This is a genomic window from Pseudomonas parakoreensis (assembly GCF_021602155.1).
In the GTDB taxonomy this organism is placed as follows: domain Bacteria; phylum Pseudomonadota; class Gammaproteobacteria; order Pseudomonadales; family Pseudomonadaceae; genus Aquipseudomonas; species Aquipseudomonas parakoreensis.
Window position 1 is genome coordinate 139,013 of the sequence record NZ_BQHY01000003.1, and the last position, 26,031, is coordinate 165,043.

22 protein-coding genes are annotated in these 26,031 nt (G+C 60.8%); 11 read left to right on the top strand and 11 right to left on the bottom strand.

Translation table 11 applies throughout. The features are described from left to right. Positions 1-132: 132 nt before the first annotated feature. Both zigA and L6D63_RS05410 read left to right on the top strand, forming a co-directional pair. A complete protein-coding gene (zigA, locus tag L6D63_RS05405; protein WP_047297343.1) occupies positions 133-1,338 on the top strand; it encodes a zinc metallochaperone GTPase ZigA in 1,206 nt (401 codons plus the stop codon). Beyond that, complete coding sequence (locus L6D63_RS05410) at positions 1,338-1,988, top strand: DUF1826 domain-containing protein (protein WP_131670772.1); 651 nt, start codon at positions 1,338-1,340, stop codon at positions 1,986-1,988. The genes zigA and L6D63_RS05410 overlap by 1 nt, the downstream gene beginning before the upstream one ends. Positions 1,989-1,992: 4 nt before the next feature. On the opposite strand, the gene L6D63_RS05415 is transcribed toward L6D63_RS05410, so the two are convergent. Next, on the bottom strand, positions 1,993-2,349 hold the full coding sequence (locus tag L6D63_RS05415) for a hypothetical protein (protein WP_047297341.1): 357 nt from the start codon (positions 2,347-2,349) through the stop codon (positions 1,993-1,995). A gap of 28 nt (positions 2,350-2,377) precedes the next feature. Between L6D63_RS05415 and L6D63_RS05420 the strand changes: the two genes are divergently transcribed. Further along, the gene (locus L6D63_RS05420) at positions 2,378-3,349 is read left to right on the top strand and encodes a CobW family GTP-binding protein (RefSeq protein ID WP_131670771.1); all 972 of its coding nucleotides are present in this window, start codon (positions 2,378-2,380) and stop codon (positions 3,347-3,349) included. A 1-nt stretch (position 3,350) separates the two neighbouring features. Here the strand turns inward: L6D63_RS05420 and L6D63_RS05425 are convergent, their stop codons facing one another. Beyond that, positions 3,351-3,764, bottom strand: coding sequence for a DUF3301 domain-containing protein (locus tag L6D63_RS05425; RefSeq protein ID WP_025112628.1), 414 nt, complete (start codon positions 3,762-3,764; stop codon positions 3,351-3,353). A gap of 117 nt (positions 3,765-3,881) precedes the next feature. Here L6D63_RS05425 and pdxY point away from each other — a divergent pair, with 117 nt between their 5' ends. Beyond that, positions 3,882-4,754: a pyridoxal kinase PdxY gene (pdxY, locus tag L6D63_RS05430; protein WP_047297339.1), complete on the top strand. Its 873-nt coding sequence runs from the start codon at positions 3,882-3,884 to the stop codon at positions 4,752-4,754. 95 nt (positions 4,755-4,849) lie between these two features. Here the strand turns inward: pdxY and L6D63_RS05435 are convergent, their stop codons facing one another. Then, positions 4,850-5,332 carry an acyl-CoA thioesterase gene (locus L6D63_RS05435; protein ID WP_003229693.1) on the bottom strand — a complete coding sequence of 161 codons (483 nt, stop codon included), beginning with the start codon at positions 5,330-5,332 and terminating at the stop codon, positions 4,850-4,852. 282 nt (positions 5,333-5,614) lie between these two features. Between L6D63_RS05435 and L6D63_RS05440 the strand changes: the two genes are divergently transcribed. Next, complete coding sequence (locus L6D63_RS05440; RefSeq protein WP_131670770.1) at positions 5,615-7,378, top strand: cation:proton antiporter; 1,764 nt, start codon at positions 5,615-5,617, stop codon at positions 7,376-7,378. A 21-nt stretch (positions 7,379-7,399) separates the two neighbouring features. On the opposite strand, the gene L6D63_RS05445 is transcribed toward L6D63_RS05440, so the two are convergent. The 4 genes from L6D63_RS05445 to uvrD all read right to left on the bottom strand — a co-directional run bounded on the left by L6D63_RS05445 (position 7,400) and on the right by uvrD (position 11,761). Beyond that, positions 7,400-7,807, bottom strand: coding sequence for an SMI1/KNR4 family protein (locus L6D63_RS05445; RefSeq protein WP_024164487.1), 408 nt, complete (start codon positions 7,805-7,807; stop codon positions 7,400-7,402). A 137-nt stretch (positions 7,808-7,944) separates the two neighbouring features. Next, entirely contained in the window at positions 7,945-8,820 is an 876-nt protein-coding gene (locus L6D63_RS05450) for a Tim44 domain-containing protein (RefSeq protein ID WP_041073858.1), read from the bottom strand. Between the two features lie 175 nt (positions 8,821-8,995). After that, positions 8,996-9,436 (bottom strand): EamA family transporter, encoded by a 441-nt coding sequence (locus L6D63_RS05455; protein ID WP_027610340.1) that lies wholly within the window; start codon positions 9,434-9,436, stop codon positions 8,996-8,998. 141 nt (positions 9,437-9,577) lie between these two features. Further along, on the bottom strand, positions 9,578-11,761 hold the full coding sequence (gene uvrD / locus L6D63_RS05460; protein WP_041073860.1) for a DNA helicase II: 2,184 nt from the start codon (positions 11,759-11,761) through the stop codon (positions 9,578-9,580). Between the two features lie 225 nt (positions 11,762-11,986). Between uvrD and L6D63_RS05465 the strand changes: the two genes are divergently transcribed. The 3 genes from L6D63_RS05465 (at position 11,987) to L6D63_RS05475 (ending at position 16,338) form a co-directional block, all read left to right on the top strand. Continuing rightward, positions 11,987-14,893, top strand: a complete 2,907-nt coding sequence (locus L6D63_RS05465; protein WP_131670769.1) for a GGDEF domain-containing phosphodiesterase — start codon at positions 11,987-11,989, stop codon at positions 14,891-14,893. Between the two features lie 127 nt (positions 14,894-15,020). Next, the gene (gene hexR / locus L6D63_RS05470) at positions 15,021-15,887 is read left to right on the top strand and encodes a transcriptional regulator HexR (RefSeq protein ID WP_007962240.1); all 867 of its coding nucleotides are present in this window, start codon (positions 15,021-15,023) and stop codon (positions 15,885-15,887) included. A 238-nt stretch (positions 15,888-16,125) separates the two neighbouring features. Next, positions 16,126-16,338, top strand: coding sequence for a PA3496 family putative envelope integrity protein (locus L6D63_RS05475; RefSeq protein WP_007962241.1), 213 nt, complete (start codon positions 16,126-16,128; stop codon positions 16,336-16,338). Here L6D63_RS05475 and L6D63_RS05480 read toward each other — a convergent pair. After that, complete coding sequence (locus L6D63_RS05480; RefSeq protein ID WP_131670768.1) at positions 16,280-17,242, bottom strand: LysR family transcriptional regulator; 963 nt, start codon at positions 17,240-17,242, stop codon at positions 16,280-16,282. The two genes, L6D63_RS05475 and L6D63_RS05480, sit on opposite strands and share 59 nt — an antisense overlap. Before the next feature lie 190 nt (positions 17,243-17,432). Between L6D63_RS05480 and L6D63_RS05485 the strand changes: the two genes are divergently transcribed. Both L6D63_RS05485 and oadA read left to right on the top strand, forming a co-directional pair. Next, positions 17,433-18,848 (top strand): acetyl-CoA carboxylase biotin carboxylase subunit, encoded by a 1,416-nt coding sequence (locus tag L6D63_RS05485; protein ID WP_041073867.1) that lies wholly within the window; start codon positions 17,433-17,435, stop codon positions 18,846-18,848. An 11-nt stretch (positions 18,849-18,859) separates the two neighbouring features. Then, positions 18,860-20,668 (top strand): sodium-extruding oxaloacetate decarboxylase subunit alpha, encoded by a 1,809-nt coding sequence (oadA, locus tag L6D63_RS05490; protein WP_007962245.1) that lies wholly within the window; start codon positions 18,860-18,862, stop codon positions 20,666-20,668. Between the two features lie 173 nt (positions 20,669-20,841). Here oadA and L6D63_RS05495 read toward each other — a convergent pair whose 3' ends face one another. The 3 genes from L6D63_RS05495 to L6D63_RS05505 all read right to left on the bottom strand — a co-directional run bounded on the left by L6D63_RS05495 (position 20,842) and on the right by L6D63_RS05505 (position 24,966). Beyond that, positions 20,842-22,968: an autotransporter domain-containing protein gene (locus L6D63_RS05495; RefSeq protein WP_373873756.1), complete on the bottom strand. Its 2,127-nt coding sequence runs from the start codon at positions 22,966-22,968 to the stop codon at positions 20,842-20,844. A 337-nt stretch (positions 22,969-23,305) separates the two neighbouring features. Further along, positions 23,306-24,142 carry an amino acid ABC transporter permease gene (locus tag L6D63_RS05500; protein WP_047297332.1) on the bottom strand — a complete coding sequence of 279 codons (837 nt, stop codon included), beginning with the start codon at positions 24,140-24,142 and terminating at the stop codon, positions 23,306-23,308. Then, complete coding sequence (locus L6D63_RS05505; protein WP_131670766.1) at positions 24,139-24,966, bottom strand: ABC transporter substrate-binding protein; 828 nt, start codon at positions 24,964-24,966, stop codon at positions 24,139-24,141. Before L6D63_RS05505 ends, L6D63_RS05500 begins: the two co-directional genes overlap by 4 nt. Positions 24,967-25,075: 109 nt before the next feature. Here L6D63_RS05505 and L6D63_RS05510 point away from each other — a divergent pair, with 109 nt between their 5' ends. Further along, a complete protein-coding gene (locus L6D63_RS05510; protein ID WP_047297330.1) occupies positions 25,076-25,975 on the top strand; it encodes a homocysteine S-methyltransferase family protein in 900 nt (299 codons plus the stop codon). Positions 25,976-26,031: the final 56 nt, after the last annotated feature.

The window sequence follows — 26,031 nt, forward strand, 5'->3', positions numbered from 1 at the left end:
TCATTGAGCCTGAGTCCGCCGATTTAAAGCGTCAGCTTCTGCCGTCACGCTGTCTTGAAGCTCTAGAACGAGGCGCGTTACGCCAAATCCGGCATAAACGCCCATCGGCCACCATCTGATGAGGATTATCCAATGTCATCTCCGCTTCCCGTGACCGTTCTTTCGGGCTTTCTCGGCGCTGGAAAAAGTACGGTTTTGAATTACGTACTACGTAATCGAGAAGGTTTGCGCGTTGCAGTCATCGTTAACGATATGAGCGAGATCAACATTGATGGCAGCGAAGTCCAGCGCGATGTCCGCCTGAACCGTGCTGAAGAAAAACTGGTAGAGATGAGCAATGGTTGTATCTGCTGTACGTTACGCGAGGACCTGTTGGAAGAGGTCAGCAAACTTGCTCGTGAAGGCCGTTTCGATTATCTGCTCATCGAATCCACCGGTATTTCCGAGCCGCTGCCGGTCGCCGAAACCTTCACCTTTCGCGATGAGCTGGGCCAGAGCCTCGCCGACGTTGCTCGACTCGACACCATGGTCACGGTAGTCGACGGCGTGAACTTTCTCCTCGACTATCAGGCTGCCGAGAGCCTCGCGTCCCGCGGCGAGACCTTGGGCGACGAAGATGAACGCTCGATCACCGACCTGTTGATCGAACAAATCGAGTTTGCCGACGTACTGCTGATCAGCAAGATCGACCTCATCAGCCGCCAGGCGCGTGACGAACTCACGGCAATTCTCAAGCGCCTCAATGCCCAGGCGGAAATCATCCCGATGGTGATGGGCGAGGTGCCGCTGGAGAAGATCCTCAACACGCGCCGATTCGATTTTGACAAAGCCGCCCAAGCGCCGGGCTGGCTGCAGGAATTGCGCGGTGAGCATGTACCGGAAACCACCGAGTACGGCATTGCTTCCACGGCTTATCGCGCACGCCGCCCGTTCCATCCGCAGCGTTTTTACAGCTTCATTGACCGTCCATGGACGAACGGCAAATTACTGCGCTCCAAGGGCTTTTTCTGGTTGGCCAGCAAACCCTCCGACGCAGGAAGCTGGTCGCAGGCAGGCGGCCTGATGCGCCACGGTTTCGCTGGACGCTGGTGGCGTTTCGTGCCGAAAAACCAATGGCCGCAGGATCAGGACAGTACCGCAGCAATCATGGAAAACTGGACGCCGAGTGTCGGAGATTGTCGTCAGGAGCTGGTGTTCATTGGTCAGAACATCGATTTCGTACAGCTCAAGTCGGAGCTTGATGCCTGCCTGCTGACTGACGAAGAAATGGCTGCTGGCGTAGACCGTTGGCGCACGCTGCCGGATCCGTTCGGCCCTTGGCACGATGAGGCCGCCTGATGCTTGCGCTCAAGCTGCAGCAGAATCGAGTACGTCATCAGCATCAGGGGGCGACGCCGAAAACGCTGACTCGAATCCTCGAAGACGACGTCAATCTTGCGGTCTGGCAGCGCCAACTGCCGCTGCACATCGCCGATTTCGCAGCGTTGTTGCTGTCGCTCAACGAGCCACTGACGCAGTCGCTCTGCCTCGAATTGCCGGATGAAGACGGCGAGCCTGATCTCAGTGGACTGGCCGCCGGGTTCCGTGATCTGGAAGGCTACGAAGGCTTTGTCGCTGATCTGAGATGGCTGGTCAGTGCCTTCGCCTGCCTGCTGGGTGCACGGCGTATTGGCCTGCGCCTGCGGGTGCTGGACAAGGCCATGTGTCCGCGCTTCCACGTCGATCATGTGCCGGTGCGCCTGATCGCCACGTATGGCGGAATCGGCAGTCAGTGGCTCGAGGAGGGCGCGATGGACCGTGAGCAATTGGGCCAGGCGAACGCTGAGCCAAACGACATGGCGAACATCCAGCAACTGCACAGTGGCGACGTGGCGCTATTGAAAGGCGAGAAATGGCACGGCAACGAAGGCTTCGGTCTGATCCATCGTTCTCCGCAACTGCCAGCGGGTGAACGACGGCTGCTGCTGACGCTCGACTGGCTCGGTTGATGGCTCAAGGCTTGAGCCATTTACCCTGGCTCTGGCCTTCGCAATACGGCTTCAAATACGCCATGTCTGATGCCACGCCGTAATAGTGGATATCCTGGCGATAGGGCATATTGGCGACTTGCGCGTTGCTGCACACGCCGAACGCGCCGCTCGGGCATTGATCGACGTACTGCACCTCGACTTTCTGCCCGGCCAGGGTCGGTTGGCAGAACCCGTCGCTGAACAGCTTCTCGGGAATACTGCGGTTTTGCTGGCAAACCTTGACGTCGAGTCGTTCGCCCTGACTGTGCACAACGCAGGCTTGAGCCAAGGCTTCGCTCGACAGCAACATCAACAGCAACGACCATCCCATCCAACGCATGTCCAATCCCCTCAGAAAACGCCCAATCATGTTGCAGAACATTCCTACCCATGTCATCGCCGGCCCTTTGGGCGCCGGCAAGACCAGTCTGATTCGCCAGCTCATGGCCCAACGGCCGGAAGGCGAGCGCTGGGCGGTGCTGATCAACGAGTTCGGTCAGATCGGCCTCGATGCCGCATTGCTGACCCGCGACGCCGATGGTATCGCACTGGGCGAAGTCGCCGGAGGGTGCCTTTGTTGCGTGAACGGTGTGCCGTTTCAAATCGGCCTCGGTCGTTTGCTGCGCAAGGCCAGACCGGATCGGCTGTTCATCGAGCCGTCCGGACTGGGCCATCCGGCGCAATTGCTCAAGCAGTTGGGTGAGTCGCCGTGGTTGGGTGTACTGGCGCTGCAGCCCTGTGTGTCAGTGCTGGATGCCCAGGCACTGGCAGCCGGGAAAGCGTTTCCACCCGCTCAGCAGGACGCTTTGGGCAGCGCCGGTCTGCTGTTGCTGAACAAGGCAGAAGGTCTGGATGAGGCTGTGCGGCAGACCATCGCCGAGCGTTTGCCGGCGGTCAAATTGATCTGGACGCAGCAGGCGCAACTGTCTTTACGCGAGTTGCCGGGTGTGACGGCGCAAGCACTGGCGGGTGTGGATAACCTTGTTGTTCCGCAGGGGGCGGGACCGATTCCGGCGCTCTGGAGCGACCCGGCATCGCCGATCTGCCTGAGTCAGGCACAAGAGGGCGGTTGGAGCATCGGCTGGCGTTGGCACCCGGGACAGAGGTTCGATACGCAACGTCTGAGCCAATGGCTGCAGAGCCTGAACTGGCGGCGGGCGAAACTGGTTATCCATAGCGCCGAGGGCTGGATCTCGGCCAATGCCGTGGATAACGCTGAACTGGATTGGCAGCCCAGTGAGTGGCGCCGGGATTCGCGTATCGAGCTGATTTTTGCCGACGCGCACAATGTCACTGATTTGCAGGCAGGCCTGGCGCAATGCCAGATTCAGGCGAGTTAGTTCAAGGCTTCCACTTGTTGTGTTCCTGACGCCATTGGCTCAGCTCGATCACTTCGGCCCGTGGGCGGGTAACCTCAACCACCGGTGGCGTGTCGTCGAACGGCGCCGGGTAGGGCGCCAGTTCAATCTGAGCGCTGTGCGCACCAAACTGGGTGATGGTGCCGTTGTGCCGGGTTTCGCCGGTCACGGTGAACTCGAAGTTATAGACCCGGGCCAGGCGCCGCCGGCCGCTGGCATCCTTGATCAAGCCGATTTTTTTCAACGCGACGTTACCGTCCAGCAGTTCGACGCCGACGTTGATGCAATGCTGCTTGACCCGCTCCAGCGCCCGCTCGCGCAAGCCGTGGTTGTGCCAAAGCCATGCGCCGGCAGCGGCGAACAGCATCAGCACGAAGATGTTTTCGAGGGTCAGCATCAACAAGAAACTCCAAAAGATTGGTCCAGCTTAACTGCGTCGCCGGTCTGTCGTACAGGCTGTGTTTCGTCGCATACTGCGCGGCTTGAATTTCAATCGTTTTACGGAATAACCCGAATGAAACGTACGCCTCATCTGCTCGCCATTCAGTCCCATGTGGTCTTCGGCCACGCCGGCAACAGCGCTGCGGTTTTTCCGATGCAGCGGGTCGGGGTGAACGTCTGGCCGCTCAACACCGTGCAGTTCTCCAACCATACCCAGTACGGCCAATGGGCCGGTGAGGTGCTGGCGCCGCAGCAGATCCCCGAACTGGTCGACGGCATTGCCGCCATTGGCGAGCTGGGCAACTGCGACGCTGTACTTTCCGGTTATCTGGGTAGCGCGGCGCAGGGTCGGGCGATTCTCCGTGGTGTCGAGCGCATCAAATCGGTCAATCCGAAGGCGTTGTACCTGTGTGACCCGGTGATGGGCCATCCGGAGAAAGGCTGCAGTGTCCCGGCCGAAGTCAGCGATTTCTTGTTGGAGGAAGCCGCGGCGGTGGCGGACATCATGTGTCCGAACCAGTTGGAACTGGACAGCTTCTCCGGGCGCAAGCCGCAGTCGCTGTTCGATTGCCTGGCGATGGCCCGGGCGCTGCTGGCGCGCGGGCCGAAAGCGGTGCTAGTCAAGCATCTGGATTATCCGGGCAAGCCGGCGGACGGTTTCGAGATGTTGTTGGTGACCGCTGATGAAAGCTGGCACTTGCGCCGTCCGCTGCTGGCGTTTCCGCGTCAGCCGGTGGGCGTGGGCGATCTGACGTCCGGGCTGTTCCTCGCGCGGGTACTGCTCGGCGACAGCCTGGTGGCGGCGTTCGAGTTCACCGCAGCGGCGGTGCATGAAGTGCTGCTGGAGACCCAGGCGTGTGCCAGTTATGAGCTGCAACTGGTGCGGGCGCAGGACCGGATCGCGCATCCGCGGGTGAAGTTCGAGGCGACGGCGATCAGTCTGTAAACGCGTTATTGTTCAAAAGATCGCAGCCTGCGGCAGCTCCTACAGGGTGAACATTAATCCTCTGTAAGCGCTGCCGCAGGCTGCGATCTTTTGCTTTAAGCGTCGCCCTTGATCTCCTGATAACGCTTCTCCAGCTCCTGGCGAATTTGCCGACGCTGCTGCGCCTGCATATAACGACGCTTGTCCTCACTGTTCTGCGGTTGCAGCGGCGGCACGGCGGCCGGTTTGCGCTGGTCATCCACCGCAACCATGGTGAAGAAGCAGCTGTTGGTGTGGCGTACCGAGCGCTCGCGGATGTTCTCGGTCACTACTTTGATGCCGACTTCCATCGAAGTATTGCCGGTGTAGTTGACCGACGCGAGGAAGGTCACCAGTTCGCCGACATGGATCGGCTCACGGAAAATCACCTGATCCACCGACAGCGTCACCACGTAGCGGCCGGCATAGCGGCTCGCGCAGGCGTAGGCCACTTCGTCGAGGTATTTGAGCAGGGTACCGCCGTGGACATTGCCAGAGAAGTTGGCCATGTCGGGGGTCATCAATACCGTCATCGACAGTTGGGCGTTTCCGGGTTCCATAACGTTCTCACGGATCAAGGCTGGATGGCTGGACGCACCTCTGCGGGTGCCTGGTGGCTTTTTCAAAAGCACCGTTATCGGGACGCCAGACGGCTGGCTGCCGTCACGCCGCGACCGATCTGTTTCCTTATATTGCACCGCCTTCCAGCCGGAAGTCGCGGTGTTAACCTGCAAAAGGCCCTGCCCAAGGGCAATTCCTACACAAAAAGCGGATTTTTACCCAACTCGCTCAGAGCTTTCTGAAGTCTCACGGCGGGTCACGTCATACAAGGAGCCCACACCATGCATGCCATCAGCTTTATTCAGGACCTGGCAGTGATCATGTTGGTCGCAGGTGTGGTCACCGTGCTGTTTCACCGCTTCAAGCAGCCGGTCGTGCTCGGCTACATCGTCGCCGGTTTCATCATCGGCCCGCACACACCGCCGTTCGGACTGATCCACGACGAAGAAACCATCAAGACCCTCGCCGAGCTGGGGGTGATTTTCCTGATGTTCTGCCTCGGGCTGGAGTTCAGCCTGCGCAAGTTGTTCAAGGTCGGGGCCACGGCGTTTATCGCGGCGTTCCTCGAAATTGTCCTGATGATCTGGATCGGCTATGAAATCGGCCGCTGGTTCGACTGGAACACCATGGATTCGCTGTTTCTCGGCGCAATCCTCGCCATCTCCTCGACCACCATCATCGTCAAGGCGCTCAACGACCTGAAGATGAAGAACGAGCGCTTCGCCCAGTTGATCTTCGGCGTGTTGATCGTCGAGGACATCCTCGGCATCGGCATCATCGCCTTGCTGTCGAGCATCGCGGTCAGCGGCACGGTCAGTTCGGGCGAAGTGTTTTCCACGGTTGGCAAACTGTCGTTGTTCATGATCGTCGCGCTGGTGATCGGCATTCTGCTGGTGCCGCGTCTGTTGGCTTATGTCGCCAAATTCGAAAGTAACGAGATGCTGCTGATCACCGTGCTCGGCCTGTGTTTCGGCTTCTGCCTGCTGGTGGTCAAGCTCGAATACAGCATGGTGCTCGGCGCCTTCCTGATCGGCGCGATCATGGCCGAGTCGCGGCAGTTGCTGAAGATCGAGCGCCTGATCGAACCGGTTCGCGACCTGTTCAGTGCAATCTTCTTCGTCGCCATCGGCCTGATGCTCGATCCGATGATCCTGCTGCAATACGCGTGGCCGATCGCGGTAATCACCGTGGCGGTGGTGCTCGGCAAGATGTTGTCCTGTGGCCTCGGGGCGTTTATCGCCGGCAATGACGGACGCACCTCACTGCGGGTCGGGATGGGGCTGTCACAGATTGGCGAATTTTCCTTCATCATCGCCGCACTCGGGATGACGCTGCAGGTCACCAGCAACTTTCTTTATCCCGTCGCGGTGGCGGTGTCGGTGATCACCACGCTGCTGACGCCGTACCTGATCCGCGCGGCCGATCCGCTGTCGATCGAACTCTCAGCGGCGGTACCCAAGCGTCTGGGCCGAGTATTCGGCATGTACGGCGAGTGGCTGCGCAGTATTCAGCCGCAAGGCGAGGGCGCGATGCTGGCGGCGATGATCCGGCGGATCCTGTTGCAGGTCGGGGTCAACCTGGCGCTGGTGATCGCGATCTTCTTCAGCGGTGCGTTCTTTGCCGGACGGCTGTCGGAGTGGATGCAGGACTGGGTCGCTGATCCGAGCTGGCAGAAGGCGTTGATCTGGGGCGGGGCGCTGCTGCTGTCGCTGCCGTTTCTGATCGCGGCGTATCGCAAGCTCAAGGCGCTGTCGATGCTGCTGGCGGAGATGGGCGTGAAGCCGGAGATGGCCGGGCGGCACACGCAGCGAGTGCGGCGGGTGATCTCCGAAGTGATCCCGATCCTCTCGCTGCTGGTGATCTTCCTGCTGTTGGCAGCCTTGTCGGCCAGTATCCTGCCGACCAACAAGTTGCTGGTGCTGGTCGCCGTGGTGGCGGCCGCCGTGGCGGCGCTGCTCTGGCGCTGGTTCATCCGCGTGCACACGCGGATGCAGGTGGCCCTGCTGGAAACCCTCGACAACCACAAGGAATCGTCGGGGCACTGATTGCCCGGGGCGGCTGGTGGATCAGCTTTCCAGCCAGACGTCCCGCGCCCAGTGCCACACCGATTCCCAGGACTCTTCGGTGATCAGCTCTTCTTCGCCGGACCACAGCACCACGGTGCCGTCTTCTTCGACGCAGTAGTAGTTGTCGCCGTCCTGGCAGATCGGGATCAGGTCGCGCGGTACGCCAGCATCCCAGGCATTGGCCGCGACATCCGGCAGGTAAGTGTGTGATTGCGGGTCGGTGACGGTCACCGGCTCGAGGCTGCCATACACAACATCGCTGACGGTCAGCAGAAACTCTTTGAAGACGAACGGGATGTTGATGAAGAGTTCTTCTTCGATCTCCACCAACTGGTCTTCGTCGGGCAACTCCAGGGGAACCGGTACGGGTTCGTTGGCTTCGCGCAGTTGTTCGATGATTTCTTCCACGTCCGGGATCCTCTTGCTTGAATGGCGCGGTTTATATGGGCCGGTTTATACAGTAGCTCGCTATAGATGCAACCGCGAAATAGAAAACCCCGGCCTGAGCCGGGGTTTTTATTACCACATGCGTAACGCGGTGGGGATCAGCCGTTCTGGCGGATACCGGCCACCAGCCAAGGCTGGTTCTCGCCCTGTGGACGTTCCATGTTCCAGCTTTCGCTGAACACTTCGCCCTGGTCGAAACGCGAGGTCTTCGACACGCCGCTGAAGGTCAGGGTGGCGATGGTCTTGTCGGCACGATCATCCACGCCGTCCAGCTGCACTTGCAGGTTGTCGATGTAGGTCGACTGGAAGCCGTCGCCCAGATCCGCACGCTCACGCTTGAGGAACTCGAGCATCTGCGGGGTCACGAACTCGGCGATCTTGTCCATTTCGTTGGCGTCCCAGTGCTGCTGCAGCGACTGGAAGTGGCTGCGCGCGGCTTCAAGGAAGCGCTGTTCGTTGAACCAGGCTGGCGCGTTGATCACCGGACGAGCGGCAGCCGGAGCAGCCGAACCACCGAAGATCGAACCCATGGCAGCAGGCTTCTGTTCGAATACTTCACGCTGCATCGGCGCGCCGGCCGGAGCCAGGTGCTCCTGCTGCTTGCGTCGACGAGCGGCGATGAAGCGGAAGATCACGAACGCGATCACGGCCATGATCAGGATGTCGAAGATCTGCATGCCCTGGAAGCCGCCGCCCATGAACATGGACGCGAGCAGGCCACCGGCGGCGATACCGGCCAGAGGGCCGAGCCATTTCGAAGCGCCACCGGCCTTGGCCGCGGCACCGGCAGCGCCGGCTGCACCAGCGGTCGCTGCTGCGCCGCCCATGCCTGGGGAAGAAGGAGCCATCTGGCTGGTCTGGTGCGTCGGCGCAGCGCCGGCACTTTTGCCACCACCAAAGCGCTTGGCGTTGGCGTCGAGGCTCATCGTCAGGCCGATGCACAACGCCATGGCGATGCTAAGAAAACGTTTCATAAAGGGAATTCCCGTTTGTGGAGACACGCGCGCCATGTTGCACAGCTGAAGTGTTACTGGCTAGCGAGAGAGTGTTTCGGGCTTTTGCCTGACAGGTTACGTTCAGCTCCGTCGAAGCAATAAGGCCATGTACTTTTGTCTGTAGGAAAAAGGGATAGGTTCAGCGAGAAATCGCTTAACGACGTAGCGCCAGCATCACCACACCGGCCGTGATCAGGCCGATGCCGCCCCATTGGCGCAGGTCGAGCTTCTCGCCCAGCAGGATCACGCCGAGCACCGCCACCAGCACCACGCTGAGCTTGTCCACTGGCGCGACCAGCGAAGCCGGGCCGACTTTCAGCGCGCGGAAATAGCACAGCCACGACGCGCCGGTACCCAGGCCGGACAACAGCAGGAACAGGTAGCTCTTGGCGGAAATTGATCCCAAGGACTGATATTGGCCCGTCGCGTACAAAATCAAGGCCAGGCTGACCAGTACCACGATGGTGCGCAGCAGAGTGGCGAAGTCGGAATTGACGTTTTCGATGCCGATCTTGGCAAAGATCGCCGTCAGCGCGGCGAACGTCGCCGAGAGCAGGGCCCAGAATGTCCAGGAAGAGAAGAAGCCTGAGCCCATGCAAATATCCTTGTTAGATCATCCAACGCCGACCCCTGTGGGAGCGAGCCTGCTCGCGAAAGCCACACTGCGGTTTATCAGATCAACCACGGTGATGTCATTCGCGAGCAGGCTCGCTCCCACAGAAAAGCGAAACCGGCGTCAGATCGCTTCCAGCTTGGCATACCCCAGCATCAGCCACTTGCTGCCTTCGCTGAAATTCACCTGCACCCGTGCCTGCGCGCCGGAACCTTCGAAGTTGAGGATCACGCCGTCGCCGAAGATCGAATGGCGTACTGCCTGACCCAGGCTGAAGCCGGTTTCCGGAATCTCGCTGCCGCTGAACAGGTTGCTGCCGCTCATCGACTGGTTGCCGCCAAACGGTCGGCTGACGCTGTTCGACAGGCGCACTTCCTGGATCAGCCCCTTCGGCACCTCGCGGACGAAACGCGAGACCTTGTTGTAGGTCTCGCTGCCGTACAGGCGTCGGGTTTCGGCATAGGTCATCACCAGATTCTGCATGGCGCGGGTGATGCCGACATAGGCCAGACGGCGTTCCTCTTCAAGGCGCCCCGGTTCTTCCAGGCTCATCTTGTGCGGGAACAGGCCTTCTTCCATGCCCACCAGGAACACGTAAGGGAATTCCAGGCCTTTGGCGCTGTGCAGGGTCATCAGTTGAATGCTGTCTTCATGCTCGTCGGCCTGAGTGTCGCCGGCTTCCAGCGACGCGTGGCCAAGGAATGCCGCCAGGGGCGTCAGCTCTTCGTCTTCTTCGGTGTTTTCGAAGTTGCGCGCGGCGCTGACCAGTTCCTCAAGGTTTTCTACCCGGGCCTGGCCTTTCTCGCCTTTTTCCGCTTCGTGATAGGCAATCAGCCCTGATTGCTCGATGACGGTCTGGGTCATCAAATGCAACGGCATCTCCATGCACTTGGCAGCGAGATTTTCGATCAGCTCGATAAACGCTCCCAGGGCGCCGGCAGCACGACCGGTCAGGCCTTTATTGGCGACCAGTTGCCGCATCGCTTCCCACATCGACACATCGCTGTGACGGGCATGGTCGCGGATCGCCTCGACGGTTTTCTCGCCAATGCCACGGGCCGGGACGTTGATGACCCGCTCCAGCGCGGCATCGTTGCCGCGACCTTCCAGCAAACGCAGGTAGGCCATGGCGTTCTTGATTTCCGCGCGCTCGAAGAAGCGCTGGCCGCCATAGATACGGTACGGAATGCGCTCGCGCAGCAAGGCTTCTTCCAAAACGCGCGATTGGGCGTTGGAGCGGTAAAGAATCGCGATGTCGCTGCGAGCCAGGCCGGTTTTCAGCGCGCTTTCGATGGTTTCGACAACATAGCGTGCTTCGTCGTGTTCGTTGAACGCGGCATACAGGTTGATCGCTTCGCCATCGCCACCGTCGGTCCACAGCTCTTTGCCGAGGCGTCCGGTGTTGTTGGCAATCAAGGCGTTGGCCGCTTTGAGGATGCCGGCGGTGGAGCGGTAGTTCTGCTCCAGGCGGATGGTCACCGAATCCGGGAAGTCGGACGAGTACTGATGAATGTTCTCGATTTTCGCCCCGCGCCAGCCGTAGATCGACTGATCGTCGTCGCCGACCACCATCAGGCTGTCGCCGCCCTTGCCCAGTAGGCGCAACCAGGCGTACTGCACGGCGTTGGTGTCCTGGAACTCGTCCACCAGAATGTGGCGGAAGCGCTTTTGATAGTGCGCCAGCAGACCCGGATGATCGCGCCACAGGTCGAGGGCGCGTAGCAGCAGTTCGGAAAAATCGATGACGCCGGCGCGCTGGCAGGCCGCCTCGTAGGCTTCATAGATGCCGCGCATGGTCGCCAGGTACAAGTCGCCGCTGGCCTGAATGTGCTGTGGGCGCAGACCTTCGTCTTTCTGCCCGTTAATGAACCATTGGGCCTGACGCGCCGGCCAGCGTTGCTCGTCCAGCCCCAGCTCGCGGATCACCCGCTTGACCAGGCGTTGCTGGTCGTCGCTGTCGAGAATCTGGAAAGTCTGGCTCAACCCGGCTTCCTGCCAGTGCGCCCGCAACAGGCGGTGCGCCAGGCCGTGGAAGGTACCGACCCACATGCCGGCCGGGTTGATACCCAGCAACTGCTCGATGCGATGACGCATCTCGGCAGCGGCCTTGTTGGTGAAGGTCACCGACAGAATGGAGTGGGGCGAGGCGTTTTCCACCTGGATCAACCAGGCGATACGGTGCACCAGCACTCGGGTTTTACCGGAACCGGCACCGGCCAGGACCAACTGACGGCCAACGGGGGCTGCTACGGCCTGGCGTTGGGCATCGTTGAGGGAGTTCAGCAGAAGGGAGAGATCATCGCGCATCGGGGCATTCTAGGGTGCGCCGCAGGCCCGGGCAAACCGAGCTTTGCATTAGCCGATGAAAGCGCCGTCGATGACGACCGGTCGGTCACTGGCTACAGGCTTCGGCCCGCCTCGCTTTGCGGGTTTTGCCGGTGATCGGACGGGAAAAGTTTCCGGCAAATTATGATCTGGAGCAGTTTGGCAACGGGGGCTGCTTGTGTATGCTCCGTCCACGTTTCGGGCCCAATGCTCACTCTTATAAGAACAACAACATTGCACAAGACCCTCAGCTCAGACCTGTCGGGCCCCTCTGTGGAACCCCGGGTCATCCGCAAGCAATACGCCGTCGAAATGGCGGTCGAACGCACGCGCCTGCTGTATCAGGGCTCGCTGCTGCCGACGATGTTCATGTTGCTCAATGGTCTGGTCTGCGCCGCTTTGCTCTGGAGCCCGCAGCGCTATTTCGTGGTCAGCATCTGGCTGGTCTGGTTGTTGTCGCTGGTGGCGCTGCGGGTGATTCAGGTCGCCGCGTTCGATTCGGCGATCCCGGACCGTCAGGCCCAGCCGATCTGGTTCCGCATGTTCCTGTTAGGCTCGACCATGACCGGCCTGACGCTGGCTGGCGCCGGCATTGCGCTGGTGCCCGCCGACAACTTCATGCAGCAAGCCTGGGTGTTCGGCCTGATCGGTGCCGCGACGTTATCGGCCAGCGTTGCCTACGCCGTCAGCCTGCCGGCGTTTCTGTCCTTTACCTTGCCGTGCCTGCTGCCGGCGATCGGCTACCTGTTCTGGGGCGGTGATGAGCAGGCGCGCGGTTGGGGCTGGCTCGGGCTGATTCTGCTCGGTTCGCTGAGCGTGGTCGCCTGGCAGGTCAATCGGCTGATTGATCGTGGCTTGCTGCGACGGTTTCAGAATCAGCACCTGATCGAACACCTGCAGCAAGCGCAGAACCGCAGCGAGCAGCTCAATCAGGCGCTGGCCAAGGAGATCGAACAGCGGCGCTGCGCCGAGGGCCAATTGCGTGAAGCACAGATCGAGCTGGAAGATCGCGTGGCGCAGCGCAGTCGCGAACTGGACGTAGCCAATCAGGCGTTGAGCAAAAGCGAAGCCCGTCTGGCCCTGGCGTTGAAGGCCAGTGAGCTGGGGCTGTGGGACTGGAACCTGCAAACCGACGAAGTCCATCACACGCAGATTCAGGAGTTGTTCGGCCTCGCGCCTGAATACGTCACGGCGATCCTGCGCGACCTCAAGCCACGCCTGCACCCGGAGGATGTGCCAGGGCTCAAGCAGGCGCTGATCGAACACCTGAAAGGGCGCACCGAGGACTATCAGATCGAATACCGCGTACGGCACGGTGACGGCCATTGGGTATGGATCGAAGACCGCGGCCGCGCTGTGGAGCGCAGTGACAGTGGCCGGGTGATCCGCATGGTCGGCACCCGGCGCGACATCAGCGCGAGCAAAAGCCTTGAAGAACAGCAGCGACTGGCGGCCACGGTGTTCGAAGCGGCCAGCGAAGGCATCGTCATTCTCGACCCGAACTACGCGCTGATCGCGATCAATCAGGCGTTCAGCCGGGTCACCGGTTATGACATCGAAGACATGCTCGGGCGCAATGTCGTCGAGTTGCCGTGCAGTCGTGATGCGCGGCGACATTACGTTTCGATCCGCCACGCGCTGCAGCAGCACGGCAGCTGGCAGGGCGAACTGGTGGAGACCCGCAAGAACGGCGAGCTGTATCCGCAGTGGCTGCAACTCAATGCGGTGCGCGACAGTCGGGGAAACGTCAGTCATATCGTTGGCTTCTTCGCCGATCTTTCTGCACGGCGCGAATCCGAAGAACGCATGCGCTACCTGACGCACTACGATGAACTCACCGGGCTGGCCAATCGTTCGCTGTTCCGCGAGCGCATGCACGAAGCCCATCAGCGCGTGCGTCAGGGCGGCCGGCGCAGTCTGGCGCTGCTGCACATCAATCTCGATCGCTTCAAGCTGCTCAACGACAGCCTCGGTCATGAGGTCGCGGACCAACTGCTGCAGAAAATGGCCCGACGCCTGGTCAATGCGTTGCCGGAGGCCGACACCATTGCGCGCCTGTCCGGTGACGAGTTTGCGGTGCTGTTCGATGCCTACGGCAACCTGTCGAGCCTGGCACGGGTCGCCACGCGGCTGTCGAGCAAGCTGCGCCTGCCGTTGACGGTCGAAGGGCATGAACTGGTGGTCAGTGCCTCGATGGGCATCAGTATGCTGCCGGACAACGCCCGAGAGATTGCCGCGCTGGTCAGTCAGTCGAACATGGCCATGCAACACGCCAAGCACTTGGGCGGCAACAATTTCCAGTTTTATACCGACAGCTTGCAGGCCAGCACCCTTGAGCGTCTGCAACTGGAGAACCAGTTGCGCAAAGCCATCGAAGACAAGCAGCTCAAGGTGTTCTACCAGCCGAAGCTGTGCCTGCAAACCGGGCGCCTGAATGCGGCGGAAGCGCTGGTGCGCTGGGATCATCCGACCATGGGCCGGGTGCCGCCGGGGGACTTCATCGGCCTGGCCGAGGAAACCGGACTGATCGGCCCGATCGGCGAATTCGTGCTGCGCCAGGCCTGCTGGCAGGCGTGCGAGTGGCAGCGCCAGGGGCTGGCGCCGATTCGGGTATCGGTGAACCTGTCGGTGCATCAACTGCGTCAGGGCAAACTGGTCAGTCTGGTGCGGCAGGTGCTGGAGGAAACCGGGCTCGCGCCGCACTACCTCGAACTGGAACTCACCGAGAGTCAGCTGCTGGACAGCGTCGAACACATCATCGCGACCTTCCAGCAACTGCGCGATCTGGGGGTGAAGCTGGCAATCGACGATTTCGGCACCGGCTATTCGTCACTGAGTTACCTCAAGCGGATTCCGGTGGATTACGTGAAGATCGATCAGGCGTTCATTCGCGGGCTGGGGCAGGGCAGTGAGGATGCGGCGATCACCCGGGCGATCATCGCCATGGCTCACGGGCTGTCGTTGAAAGTGGTGGCCGAAGGTGTCGAGCGGCAAGAGCAGCTGGAATTTCTACGCGTCGAGCGCTGCGACGAAGTGCAGGGTTATCTGATCAGTCGTCCGGTGGAGGCCGACCGTCTGGCCGGGCTGTTGCGCGAACAGGAAAAACCGCTTTAAGGGCTACATGCACTCCATCGCGCCTGATATGGGGACATGGAGTTACGCATTGAGCAGGCAAAAAGCCAATTCATGTAGTATAACTACAAGCGTGCTACATCCTTGCCCATAAGAAGAGTCCAGCCCCTTGAATCTGCTGCAACACATCGCCCAGTCACGTCACCTGTTACGCAAGTCGGAGCTCAAGGTCGCCGACCACGTGCTGCTTGACCCTGCGGCGGTGATGCACAGTTCCATGGCCGACCTGGCCCACAGCGTCGGCATCAGCGAACCGACCATCGTGCGCTTCTGCCGGGCCATTGGCTGCTCCGGGTTTCAGGATCTCAAACTCAAACTGGCGCAGAGCCTGGCCGCCGGTGCCAGCTTCGGCCAGTTTGCGATCCATGAAGACGACTCGGTCGCCGACTACAGCCTGAAAATTTTCGACACCACATTGCATACGCTGATGGAGGTTCGCGAGAAGCTCGATCCGGTGGAATTGCAGCGTGCCGTGACGCTGATGTCCCAGGCGCAGCGCGTCGAGTTCTACGGCTTTGGTGCGTCTGGCGCGGTGGCGGCGGATGCGCAGCACAAGTTCTTCCGTCTGCTGCTGACCGCTGCGGCGTATTCCGACCCGCACATGCAGGCGATGTCGGCGGTGACCTTGAAGCCGACCGACGTGGCGATCTGCATTTCCCAGTCCGGGCGCTCCAAGGATCTGCTGATCACTGCCAACCTGGTGCGCGAGAGCGGCGCTTCGCTGATCACTTTGTGCCCGAGTCAGACACCGTTGGCGGAGCTGTCGACGGTCAACCTGGCCATCGATGTACACGAAGACACCGAGATCTACACGCCGCTGACCTCGCGCATTGCGCATCTGGTGGTGATCGACGTGCTGGCGATGGGCGTGGCGATGGCGCGTGGGCCGAGTCTGGTCAATCACTTGAAGAGCGTGAAGCGCAGCCTGCGCAGCTTGCGGCTGTCCCCCAAAGCCGTGAAAGCCCTCGACGACTAAAGTCATTCTAAGGTCGTTCCGACCTTGATCGCGGGCAAGCCCGCTCCCACAGGGATTGATGGTGTTCACAAATTGTGTGCTCCACACAAAAACCTGTGGGAGCGGGCTTGCCCGCGATGGCGTCCTCGAAAAAAACACGGTTATCAGAAATTTTCATCGCACTGTCATCCCCGCGCAGCCAAACCGTCATCCCTCACGCCTATCGTGAAACTCCCGTACTCGCCTTGGGAGACTCGAAATGGCTCAGCCCTACGAAGAACGCAACAGCGCCGCGAAAACCCGTCGTCAGCAGGAAGACCAGCGCCGTATGGAATTCCGTCGCGCCATCGAAGATCGCTTCGAACTCCGTCAGCTTCAGAGCGAAATCAGCGATTTTCCCGAGGACATCGAACTCAACTACTGGCAGGCCGCACCGGCAGCTTCCCGTCGAAGCGCTCAACCAGCGCGCTGATCTGCGCCCGCTCGCTGCGGATAAACGCCAGGAAGGCATGCGCCACCGGTGACAGCCGTTTGGCCTTGGCTTGCACCAGACACCAGCTGCGAAACAGCGGCAACTCCTCGACCGGTAGCTCCACCAGGCCGCCGGTCGCCAGTTCCAGGTTCAGGGCGTGGCGCGTCAACAGCGCCAGGCCCAGCCCCGCCACGACGCATTCACGTTGAGCTTCGGCCGAGGCCACTTCCTGAGTCTGGGTGAAGTGCACGCGTTTCTCTTTGAAATACTCTTCACAAGCCAATCGCGTACCTGAGCCCGGTTCGCGGATCAGCAGCGTGTAAGGCTCAAGATCCTGCAGACGCAGCGGCCCCATGTGCGCCAGCGGATGGTCCGGGCGCGCCACGGCGACAATCGGGTTGTTCAGAAACGGCAGAAACTCCAGACCCATGTCCTGCGGCACCATCGACATGATCACCAGATCATCGCGGTTGTCCGAGAGGCGGCGAATCACCTGGCCGCGGTTGACCACAGTCAGCTGCAGGTTCACTTCCGGGTGCTGGCGCTTGAACGCGGCGAACAGGTGCGGCACGAAGTATTTGGCACTGGACTCCACTGCCAGCTTCAACTGGCCTTGCAGCGAGCCCTGCATGTCCGACAGCTGCATGTCGAGGTTTTCCAGGCGGCCGAAGATGTCCCGGCTGGCACGCTGCAGGGCTTCGGCGGCCTCGGTCATGTAGAGTTTTTTGCCGACGTAGTCGAATAATGGCTGGCCGATCAGCTCTTCCAGCTGACGAATCTGTAGGCTGACGGCCGGTTGTGTTAGAGACATTTCATCGGCGGCGCGGCTGTAGGAACGTAAATCACACACTTCGTTGAAGATCTGCAATTGGCGTAATGTCATACGCATCAAGGACTTACGCATTTCTCACGGGCTCTGGCGGCGGGCTGATGGTTTAACTATAAGTCTTTGCTTATGCCTGACCCAATTTTTATTCATTTTTGTTAATCCCTTGCGAGCGCTAGTGTGGGGCTGCGACTAAATTGAAACATTTAGTCACGCGTCGACCTGGGTCTAGCAGGTCGTGGTGCCACCGGCTCAAGGGAACCTCCAAGTGATAACAAAGATCCTGATCGCCAACCGTGGTGAGATTGCCGTACGAATCGTGCGAGCCTGCGCCGAAATGGGCATTCGCTCGGTTGCGATTTTTTCCGACGCCGACCGGCATGCCTTGCATGTGAAGCGTGCGGACGAAGCCCACAGCATCGGTGCCGAGCCACTGGCCGGTTATCTGAACCCGCGCAAGCTGGTGAACCTGGCGGTGGAAACCGGTTGCGATGCATTGCATCCCGGTTACGGCTTCCTGTCGGAAAATGCCGAGCTGGCAGACATCTGCGCCGAACGCGGAATCAAGTTCATTGGCCCGTCGGCGGAAGTCATTCGCCGCATGGGCGACAAGACTGAAGCCCGGCGCAGCATGATCAAGGCCGGCGTACCCGTCACCCCAGGCACCGAAGGCAACGTCTCCGGTATCGAAGAAGCCCTGGCCGAAGGCGACCGCATCGGTTACCCGGTGATGCTCAAGGCTACTTCTGGTGGTGGCGGGCGCGGCATCCGTCGCTGCAACAGCCGCGAAGAACTCGAACAGAATTTCCCTCGGGTGATTTCCGAAGCGACCAAGGCTTTCGGTTCGGCGGAAGTGTTCCTGGAAAAATGCATCGTCAACCCGAAACACATCGAAGCGCAGATCCTCGGCGACAGCTTCGGCAACGTCGTGCACTTGTTCGAGCGTGACTGCTCGATCCAGCGCCGCAACCAGAAGCTGATCGAGATCGCCCCGAGCCCGCAACTGACCCCGGAACAGCGCGCCTACATCGGCGACCTGTCGGTGCGCGCGGCCAAGGCTGTGGGTTACGAAAACGCCGGCACCGTGGAGTTTCTGCTCGCCGAGGGCGAGGTGTACTTCATGGAGATGAACACCCGGGTGCAGGTGGAGCACACCATCACCGAAGAAATCACCGGGATCGACATCGTCCGCGAACAGATCCGCATCGCTTCCGGCCTGCCACTGTCGGTGAAGCAGGAAGATATTCAGCACCGTGGTTTCGCGTTGCAGTTCCGCATCAACGCCGAAGACCCGAAGAACAACTTCCTGCCGAGCTTCGGCAAGATCACGCGTTACTACGCTCCCGGCGGCCCGGGCGTGCGCACCGACACGGCGATCTATACCGGTTACACCATTCCGCCGTTCTACGATTCGATGTGCCTGAAACTGGTGGTCTGGGCGCTGACCTGGGAAGAGGCGATGGACCGTGGCCTGCGGGCGCTGGACGACATGCGCCTGCAAGGCGTGAAGACCACCGCCGCCTACTACCAGGAAATCCTGCGCAATCCGGAATTCCGTAGCGGCCAGTTCAATACCAGCTTCGTTGAAAGCCACCCTGAACTGACCAACTACTCGATCAAGCGCAAACCCGAAGAGCTGGCCCTGGCCATCGCCGCCGCCATCGCCGCCCACGCAGGCCTGTGAGGAATATAAGAATGAGCAAGAAGATCTTTGTCACCGACACCATCCTGCGCGACGCTCACCAATCGCTGCTCGCCACCCGTATGCGCACCGAAGACATGCTGCCGATCTGCGACAAGCTCGATAAGGTCGGTTATTGGTCACTGGAGTGCTGGGGCGGCGCGACGTTCGACGCCTGCGTACGCTTTCTGAAAGAAGACCCGTGGGAGCGCCTGCGCCAACTGCGCGCCGCGCTGCCCAACACCCGCCTGCAAATGCTTCTGCGCGGGCAGAACCTGCTCGGCTACCGCCACTACAGCGATGACGTGGTCAAAGCCTTCGTCGCCAAGGCCGCAGTCAATGGCATCGACGTATTCCGTATCTTCGACGCAATGAACGATGTGCGTAACCTGCGCGTGGCCATCGAAGCGGTGAAAGCTGCCGGCAAACATGCGCAAGGCACTATCGCCTACACCACCAGCCCGGTGCACACCATCGACGCGTTCGTGGCGCAGGCCAAGCAGATGGAAGCCATGGGGTGCGACTCGGTGGCGATCAAGGACATGGCCGGTCTGCTGACACCGTACGCCACCGGTGAACTGGTCCGCGCCTTGAAGGCCGAGCAGTCGCTGCCAGTGTTCATCCACTCGCATGACACCGCTGGTCTGGCGGCGATGTGCCAATTGAAAGCCATTGAAAACGGCGCCGATCACATCGACACCGCGATCTCCAGCTTCGCCTCGGGCACCAGTCATCCGGGCACCGAGTCGATGGTTGCTGCGCTCAAAGGCACCGAATACGACACCGGTCTGAACCTCGAGCTGCTGCAGGAAATCGGTCTGTACTTCTACGCCGTGCGCAAGAAGTACCACCAGTTCGAAAGCGAATTCACCGCAGTCGATACCCGTGTGCAAGTCAACCAGGTGCCGGGCGGGATGATCTCCAACCTTGCCAACCAGTTGAAAGAGCAGGGCGCGCTGAACCGCATGGCCGAAGTGCTGGCGGAAATCCCGCGGGTGCGTGAAGACCTTGGTTTCCCGCCGCTGGTGACTCCGACGTCGCAGATCGTCGGCACTCAGGCGTTCTTCAACGTGCTGGCTGGCGAGCGCTACAAGACCATCACCAATGAAGTGAAGCTGTACCTGCAAGGTGGTTACGGCAAGGCGCCGGGCGTGGTCAACGAGAAGTTGCGTCGTCAGGCCATCGGCAGCGAAGAGGTGATCGACGTGCGTCCGGCGGATCTGCTCAAGCCGGAAATGACCAAGTTGCGTGCCGACATCGGCGCACTGGCCAAGTCCGAAGAAGACGTGCTGACCTTCGCCATGTTCCCGGACATCGGGCGCAAGTTCCTCGAAGAACGTGCCGCCGGCACCCTGGTTCCGGAAGTGCTGTTGCCGATCCCTGAGGCCGGTGGTGTGGCGAAGGCTGGCGGCGAAGGCGTGCCGACCGAGTTTGTCATCGACGTCCACGGCGAAACCTACCGCGTCGACATCACCGGTGTCGGTGTGAAGGCCGAAGGCAAGCGTCACTTCTACCTGTCCATCGACGGCATGCCGGAAGAGGTGGTGTTCGAACCGCTCAACGAATTCGTCGGCGGTGGCAGCAGCAAACGCAAGCAGGCGTCGGCACCGGGCCATGTCAGCACCACCATGCCAGGCAACATCGTCGATGTGCTGGTCAAGGAGGGTGACACCGTCAAGGCTGGCCAGGCTGTATTGATCACCGAAGCGATGAAGATGGAAACCGAAGTCCAGGCAGCGATTGCCGGCAAGGTCACCGCCATTCATGTGGCCAAGGGCGACCGGGTCAACCCGGGCGAAATCCTGATCGAGATCGAAGGCTGAGATAACCGCCGCGATCCAACGCTTTAAACCTCGGGGGGGGCATGTGCTCCCCTTTTTTTTCGCCTGCAATATGCCGTTTTCTGTAGGCGCTGCCGCAGGCGGCGATCTTTTGACTTTGCTCTTGGAGATCAAAAGATCGCAGCCTGCGGCAGCTCCTACAGGGTAGCGTTGTGTCAGAACGCCATGCGCCACTGGCCTGCCACGCCGTAACTGCGGCTGTCGTTGCCGGCCTCACCGGTGAGGCCTATGGCCAGGGCGTTGCGGTCGGACAGCGTCAGGTCCAGACCGGCGTCCAGCGTAAAGCTGTTGCGATCCATCTCGGCGCCGGTGACTTCATAGCTTCTGCCACCCTTGACCAGTTGCTGGCGCGTTACGTTATCCAGATCGCCGTAGGTGTGTTTCACGCTGGCGCTCAGACGCGGCATCAGTTGCATGCCGTTCGACAGCTGGCTGATGTTCGCCAGGCGCAGGCCGAGGGTGCTGCTCGGATTCGCCTGGGTCTGACCCTGAACCTTGAGCGCCGCATCGCCACCTTTCTCGGTGTAGCCGTCACGTTGATAGCGTTGATAGCCGACGCTGGCGAACGGCTCGATGCTGACGTTGCCACGACCGAGGTTGTAGCCGACTTCGGCAAAGGCGTGCTGGGTGCTGGCGCCATAGCTGCTGTTGAGCCGATCGCTGAAACCCTTGAACGCAACGCGACGTTTGCCGCTGCCGTCATGGCTGCCGTACGAGGCGCCCAAGCGTAAGGCTAACGGGCCATCCTGACGCAACGCGTAGGCGCCGAGGTGCCAGCTGTCGAGATCACCGTCGTACTGCCGGGCATCGAAGCGGGTCTGCGCTTTTGCACCCATCAGGCCGACGTGCCATTGCTCGTCGATTCGCCAGTCGGACCCCATGACCAGACCTTGGGTGGAATGCTTCAGAACACTGGCGGCGTCACGATCTACCTGGCCGCCATGCCCCAGTGCCTGCAGCCAGACCCGCCCGTTGCCTTCGCCACCAGCCGCTCGGCGCGGTGCATTCCCTGAGCTCTGCGCGCCATTGCCGCTGTCCAGTTGATGCATGGCCGAAAGCATGCTGGCGCTGAGCGGATTGACGCTGCTCAGTGTGGCTTTGGCGAGGTTGGCGTTGCTGCCGGCGGCGAGTTGTTCGAGAGCCAGGCTGGCCGTCGGCTTGCTGGAGCCGAGCAGGGCCGTGACGGCAGTATTTTGAGGGGTGGCCGCGCTGATGGCTTTGCTTGTCTGGCGAAGTGTCTCAGGCTCTTGAGGTTGCTGAGGTTGCTGAGGTTGCTGAGGTTGCTGAGGTTGCTGAGGTTGCTGAGGTTGCTGAGATGGGGAGGGTGTCTCGTCAATGCTTTGGGCGAGCGCCTGACTACTCTGCGTGGTCGCAAGTTTTTCGAGCGGCACATCGTTACGGGCATAGAGCAAGCCCACTCGTTGTGCTTCGTAGTGCAGCGTCGGAGTCATGTATGCCAGATCGTTTTCAACGGTGCCGAACTGTCCCTCAATCTGTTCCGCTTGCAGAACGGTGTGTTGGCTGCTTTGCGGATAGTCGCCGGCGGTGACGAGTTTCAGGGTGGCGTCACCCAAATGCGCGGTTCCTTTTACGACCACCGTCTGACTGTTGCCGGAGGCATCCACGGCATAGGCCAGTACGGCAGAACGGGCCAGGCGCAGATCTCCCGCGATCTTGGGTGCGCCATAGACATCGTCGACGGTCATGCGTCCGTGCAGGTTCAAATGATTTACCGCACCATTCCCGGCTATATGGGCGTTTTCATGAACATCCACCGTGCCGTCGATGAGGCCCTGGTTGGTCAGGTCACCGCCAGCCGCGACAGTGGCGCCGCCATTGATCGCTCCTTTGTTGATCAGAATACCCTCGGTCACTGCCGTGCCCAGAATTTGCCCATCGTTGACCAGCAATGCCTTCGGATGGACCAGTACGCCGATGTTGAAATCACCCGGTCCGCTACGGGTCCAGCTCCCGCGCCTGACCTCCAGCCCGCTGAAGTTACGGGTTTCACCCAGCACGCCTTTCTTGTTCGCGTCGAGTTGCAGCAGGTTGTCGCCCCCGCCACCGTCGACCAGACCGGCGAAACTGCCCCGAGATTGCACGGTGACAAGATCGTTGCGGCCATCGAGCGCCAGCGCTACACCCTCCTGCGCCGGATACGCTTTGCTGACCTTCAGTTGGACGGTGTCCGGATGATTGGCGAAAGCGTTGATCGCTGATTTGAATGTTTCAGTGGGTGCGGGAGAGATGCCTTGAGTGTCGGGCGGTGTGTCCTGAGCCATGGACAGATCAGCACATCCTATGGCCAGGGTAAATGCCAGTGTCAGGTGTTTGGGTCGAAAGTGGAATTGAACGGGCATCGAGTTCAGCCTCTCGTGGAAGGAGGCCAAACTCTAAGTTGGAGCCTGCAGGCACCGATGTCAGCCGGATCGCTCGGTGCTGCGGGCTGTGTCGTTTTGATCGGCGGAAAAGGCCGGATCAACGCAGATTTGCGCATTACGTCCTGCCGGCCTGCTGCCCTTTCCTACAAGTTGTGTTGTCACTGGCCGCTGGTAATGATCAGAAACTCATCTGCCACTGCTCGATCCGCCCGTGGTCGATGTCTGTCGACGCATCAGCTCAGCTACGCCGCACATAAGCCTTGCCATAATGCCGCTCCATGCGCGCCTGAATCAGCTCCAGACCGATCGACATCAGCCAGTAAATGATCGCCGCCGTGGTCAGCATCTCGATGTAGCGGTAGCTCGAGCGTCCGTAGGACTGTGCCAGAAACATCACTTCCCAGACGCCCATCACCGAGATCAGTGACGAGTCCTTGAGCATCGAGATGAACTGGTTGGTGGTCGGCGGGATGATCGTGCGCATCGCCTGGGGCAGGGTGATGCGCCAGAAGATCACGCTCTCGCGCATGCCCAGCGCCAGCGAAGCTTCGCGTTGGCCGTAGGGCACGCCGAGGATGCCGGCGCGGAAAATCTCGCTCAGGTACGCGCCATAGTTGAGTGACAGGGCAATGATCCCGGCGACCACTGCGCCGGGCACCACGCCCAATTGCGGCAGGCCGAGGTAGATCAACAGGATCTGGATCAGCAGCGGCGTGCCGCGAAAGAACGAGGTGTAGAAACTGGCGATCCCGAACGCCACGGCGCTTTTCGACAGGCGCGCGAGGGCGGTGACGAAGCCCAGCAAAGACGAAGCGACGATGGCGCACGCGCAAAGAAACAGGGTCAGCGCCGCACCCTGCAGAAAGCCGTTGGGCGCCAGGTGCACGCCAAGCAGATTCGGCAGCTTGTCGAGGATGATCGAGAGCTTCAGATCGAAGCTCAGGAAAAACCCGGCGAACAGGCTGAACATCACAGCCCAGGTCAGGTACAGGCGCGTGCGGAAACCAAGCAGCCGTTGCAGGCGCGATTCAGCCACCGGTTGCGGCGGCTGTGGGGGTGTCGGGAAGGCAGTCATTGGCTGATATCGGCGCCGATCCATTTCTGCGACAGCGTGCTCAGCGTGCCGTCCTGCTTGAGTTGCGCGAACACCTCGCGCACCTTGGCGTCCCACTGGGCGTCACCCTTTTCGATGGCCACCGAGTTCGGCTCCGAGTACAGCGGCGCGCCGGCCAGTTTGAAGCGCTGGTCCTGATTCAGGCGCGGCTGCGCGGTCACCAGGTTGGTGAGGATGGCGTCCAGGCGCACACCGGCGCCCAGGCCCAGGTCCTGGAAGGCGACGTTGTCGGTATCGTACGGAGCGATCTGCACATCTTCGAACGGGTATTCCAGGTGCGTGTCTTCGGCGCCTTCGATGACCAGATTCTTGTTCAGATAACTTTCGTAGCTGCTGGCGCTGGTCAGGCCGACTTTTTTGCCGCTCAAGTCCTTGGCGCCGTGGATGCGATCGTCCTTGGCGTCGACCACGATCACGGCGGGCGAGGCGTAGTACTCGACCGGGAAATCGAACACTTCTGCGCGGGCCTTGCTCGGGGTCATGGAGCAGATGCAGATGTCGTAGCGCCCGCTCCAGCGGCCGGCAGCAATCACGTCCCAGGATGGCGTTTCCAGGCGCAGCTTGACCCCCAGTTTTTCCGCGACGGCTTTGGCGACGTCGACGTCGACGTCGAAGCCGTCGAGTTGATTCTGCTCATTGAGAAACGAGAAGGGCGGGTAGCTTTCCATCAGCACGCCGACCAATTCTTTTTTCTGTTCGACGCGATCGAGTGTGGCGCCGCCGAAGGCTTGAGTGGACGCGGCCAGAATCGTCAGGCCCAAGGCCAGTAGCGGTTGAAGTTTCACAGTCGACACCTGAAAAAGGGGTTGTTATTAACCGAATGGTGCGTATTAAATAGTTATAAGAACTACTCTGGTAGTGAGAAATATTCATAAGCATATGAGCGAAAAGCATATGGGCACAGCAAGCACGGTAATTCTCGATGGCGGCATGGGCCGTGAGTTGCAACGCGCCGGGGCGCCGTTTCGGCAGCCCGAGTGGTCGGCGCTGGCCCTGATCGAAGCGCCGCAAGCGGTCGAAGCGGTGCACGCCGCTTACATCGCCAGCGGCGCCAAGGTGATCACCAGCAACAGTTATGCGGTCGTGCCGTTTCATATCGGCGAGGCGCGGTTTGCCGCTGAAGGTCAGGCTCTGGCGGCGTTGGCCGGGGAGCTGGCACAGCGTGCGGTGCAGGCTTCGGGCAAAGCGGTGCGGGTGGCCGGTTCGTTACCGCCGCTGTTCGGTTCCTATCGCCCGGACCTGTTCGAAGCGACGCGGGTGAACGAATTGCTGGCGCCACTGGTGACCGGCCTGGCGCCGCATGTCGATCTGTGGCTGGCGGAAACCCAGAGCTCGATCATCGAGGCGCGTTCCATTCGTGCCGGTCTGCCGCAGGACGGCAAACCGTTCTGGCTGTCGTTTACTTTGAAGGATGAAAACACCGACGAAGTACCGCGTCTGCGTTCCGGTGAGCCGGTGGCTGAGGCTGCGGCCGTGGCGGCGGAGCTGGGCGTCGAGACGCTGCTGTTCAACTGCAGCCAGCCGGAAGTGATCGGCGCGGCGATTGACGCAGCGCGCGATACCTTCGAACGCCTGGGCGTGCAGATTCACATCGGCGCGTATGCCAATGCGTTTCCACCGCAACCGAAAGAGGCGACGGCCAACGACGGCCTCGATCCGTTGCGCGACGATCTGGACCCGCCGGGGTATCTGCACTGGGCGAAGGATTGGCAGCGGCGTGGTGCCAGCCATTTGGGCGGTTGCTGCGGGATCGGCCCGGAACACATTGCGGTGCTGGCGCAGAAACTGGGGTAAACAACAGATCAAAAGATCGCAGCCTGCGGCAGCTCCTGCATGGGATTGATGTTCAC

Excerpts from the sequence above, each read along its gene's own strand:
- zigA (WP_047297343.1), top strand. The coding sequence starts at position 133 with ATGTCATCTCCGCTTCCCGTGACCGTTCTTTCGGGCTTTCTCGGCGCT.
- L6D63_RS05410 (WP_131670772.1), top strand. The coding sequence starts at position 1,338 with ATGCTTGCGCTCAAGCTGCAGCAGAATCGAGTACGTCATCAGCATCAG.
- L6D63_RS05415 (WP_047297341.1), bottom strand. The coding sequence starts at position 2,349 with ATGCGTTGGATGGGATGGTCGTTGCTGTTGATGTTGCTGTCGAGCGAA.
- L6D63_RS05420 (WP_131670771.1), top strand. The coding sequence starts at position 2,378 with ATGTTGCAGAACATTCCTACCCATGTCATCGCCGGCCCTTTGGGCGCC.
- L6D63_RS05425 (WP_025112628.1), bottom strand. The coding sequence starts at position 3,764 with ATGCTGACCCTCGAAAACATCTTCGTGCTGATGCTGTTCGCCGCTGCC.
- pdxY (WP_047297339.1), top strand. The coding sequence starts at position 3,882 with ATGAAACGTACGCCTCATCTGCTCGCCATTCAGTCCCATGTGGTCTTC.
- L6D63_RS05435 (WP_003229693.1), bottom strand. The coding sequence starts at position 5,332 with ATGGAACCCGGAAACGCCCAACTGTCGATGACGGTATTGATGACCCCC.
- L6D63_RS05440 (WP_131670770.1), top strand. The coding sequence starts at position 5,615 with ATGCATGCCATCAGCTTTATTCAGGACCTGGCAGTGATCATGTTGGTC.
- L6D63_RS05450 (WP_041073858.1), bottom strand. The coding sequence starts at position 8,820 with ATGAAACGTTTTCTTAGCATCGCCATGGCGTTGTGCATCGGCCTGACG.
- L6D63_RS05455 (WP_027610340.1), bottom strand. The coding sequence starts at position 9,436 with ATGGGCTCAGGCTTCTTCTCTTCCTGGACATTCTGGGCCCTGCTCTCG.
- uvrD (WP_041073860.1), bottom strand. The coding sequence starts at position 11,761 with ATGCGCGATGATCTCTCCCTTCTGCTGAACTCCCTCAACGATGCCCAA.
- L6D63_RS05465 (WP_131670769.1), top strand. The coding sequence starts at position 11,987 with ATGCTCACTCTTATAAGAACAACAACATTGCACAAGACCCTCAGCTCA.
- L6D63_RS05475 (WP_007962241.1), top strand. The coding sequence starts at position 16,126 with ATGGCTCAGCCCTACGAAGAACGCAACAGCGCCGCGAAAACCCGTCGT.
- L6D63_RS05480 (WP_131670768.1), bottom strand. The coding sequence starts at position 17,242 with ATGCGTAAGTCCTTGATGCGTATGACATTACGCCAATTGCAGATCTTC.
- oadA (WP_007962245.1), top strand. The coding sequence starts at position 18,860 with ATGAGCAAGAAGATCTTTGTCACCGACACCATCCTGCGCGACGCTCAC.
- L6D63_RS05495 (WP_373873756.1), bottom strand. The coding sequence starts at position 22,968 with ATGGCTCAGGACACACCGCCCGACACTCAAGGCATCTCTCCCGCACCC.
- L6D63_RS05500 (WP_047297332.1), bottom strand. The coding sequence starts at position 24,142 with ATGACTGCCTTCCCGACACCCCCACAGCCGCCGCAACCGGTGGCTGAA.
- L6D63_RS05510 (WP_047297330.1), top strand. The coding sequence starts at position 25,076 with ATGGGCACAGCAAGCACGGTAATTCTCGATGGCGGCATGGGCCGTGAG.